Source organism: Thiohalocapsa sp. (genome assembly GCF_019695415.1).
Classification (GTDB): domain Bacteria; phylum Pseudomonadota; class Gammaproteobacteria; order Chromatiales; family Chromatiaceae; genus Thiohalocapsa.
In genome coordinates, this window is the sequence record NZ_JAIFKJ010000359.1 from 2,496 (window position 1) to 4,535 (window position 2,040).

Consider the following 2,040-nt stretch of genomic DNA (forward strand, 5'->3'; position numbering starts at 1 on the left):
GGGGGGTGGACGGTGCCCGCCTGGGGGCGGCGCCGCGATGGGGGTGGTGGGGGGGGGCGGGGTGCGCGGCGGGGCCGGGGTGCACCGGAGGCGGCGCAAGGGCGCGGTCGGGAAGGGCAGAGCGGAAGGGTACCGGCGGCAAGCGTCCGGCGGCATCGGGGTCGCCGACCACGTTCAGCGCGGCGGCCTCGGAGGCATACACCAGCAGGCCGGCCTCTGGATCGGCCCCGATGAATAGGGGCTGCCGATCGGCCGCGAGCGCGACGGCACCGGGCGCCAGGCTGGTGGTCGCCACCAGACCGAAGGTGCCCTCCGCGCCCGCCATGAATGCGTAGGTCGCTCGATAGACGTCGTTGAGGAAGAACGCCTCCGCCGCTTTATGGAGCACGCCCCGCAGGTCATGCTCAGCACTGGCGGCCCACTCGCTCGACAACTCTAGGGACGCCTGCCATAGCTCGTCCTCCAGATGCTCGACGGCACCCACGTTGGCGGCATAGACCTCGGCCAACGAGGTGCAGCCGATGACGGCGAGCCGCGGCTGCTGTTCTTCCGTCGGGGCTGTCTGATCTGGGGCGCCGGTGCGGACCGTCTGCCTCGCGCTCACCCAGGCTTCGAAGACGCGCTCGGCGATGCGCGTGAGCTCCCGCAAATACCAGGGCGGCGGCTGCGTCTGCGCATGCAGCGCGAAGCCCAGACGCAGCGAAGCGCCCCATTGCCCCTGGGTGTGGAGCAAGTCGAGCATACCGGCGATCTTGGGCGAATCGCCCCGCGCTCGGTTGGCCTCGCCGAGCACCATTGTCAGCCAATCGCCGAGCTGGCCCACGGGCAGCGATGCCCAAGGCGCACACCAGGCCTGAAAGTCGCCGTTGTGGGTGATCAGGTTCTCCACGACGCGGCTGCGCCGAATCAGGCTCCTCCCGTCGACGGTCCACACCGGCAGCCGCCTGGGGCGCTGCCAGCGGTGCCAGTGGGTCTCGACAACGGAGGGCGCGCTCGAGGTGCCGTAGCGGTAATGGCCGATGAGGTGAAAGATGCCGCTTTGCGGCCGGGCGCCGAGGAGCCGACGCACGAAGGCGCGCCGCCGAAAGGACCCGAGCAGGTCGCGAGTCAGATCACCGCGCTTGTCGTTGACGATTTTGCGTCCGACGAAGCGCCCGGTGGCGCTCATCACCGCTAGACCGCCGGCCTGCTGTCCGCGGACATCGGTCGCCTCGCCGAGGCGTGCCGCCATGCGCCGAAAGCGACCGGGCAGAAAGCCCTGCTCGCCGCGCTGCCGTTTGGCGAGGATGCCGAAGTTGCCGCAGTACAGCCGGCCGGCGTTGCCCAACAGGGCGCAGCGGTAGTCGGTCCAGGAGGTCGCCAGAATCCACAGGTTGGCGAGCAACAGCGCGCCAATCGCCAAACCGAGCAGACTTGGCAGCGTGGCCACGAGCCAGAGCAGCGGCGCCAACAAGAAGACCAGTGCCGCATTGGCGGCAGGGCCAACTACGGCGACCGCGCGCCGGCGTTGCGCGGGCAAGGACGCCACCTCGACGTGAAACGCCCCCTGCGGATCATCGAGCCCCGGCAGATAGAGCGTTTGCAGCGGCAGGAGGCCGCGCAGAAGGATCGCATGCATCGGCCGGCGGGACCCCGCCTGTACAGGGCATCCCGCCGCCGCAGCGTGTGCATACTCGTGCACCGCCACAGCCGACTGCACGGCCGCGCGGATGAGCGTCGGCAGCACCAGCGCCGCCCAGCCCACCTCGACGACGCCCGCGACCAGTGCCGCCGCGGCGAGCGCTTCCGGTCGGGCATCCCAGCGCCGCGGTGTGTGTGCCGGGACACGCGCGAGCGACGGTCGCCCATGAGCCGCTTGCGCTGCCGTCCAGCCGCGTCGGCAGGCCTTGATGGCAGTCGTATGGAGGAATCGCATTGTGAGCCTCTCCGCTGGTCCAGAGCCGCTCTTCGAGCGTCCGGGCCAGGATGGCAGAAAGGCCGAGCGGCAACGTGTGACTTTTTGCCGGAATCGCCGTCAGAAATTGCCCATAGATCAGGGAA

The 2,040-nt window shown here is 70.0% G+C and carries 1 protein-coding gene; it reads right to left on the reverse strand.

Translation table 11 applies throughout. The annotated features are described in order from the left end of the window. The coding region (locus I6U14_RS10365) for a hypothetical protein (RefSeq protein WP_296899084.1) at nucleotides 1-1,915 on the reverse strand (1,915 nt) is incomplete at its 3' end. Between the last annotated feature and the right edge of the window lie 125 nt (nucleotides 1,916-2,040).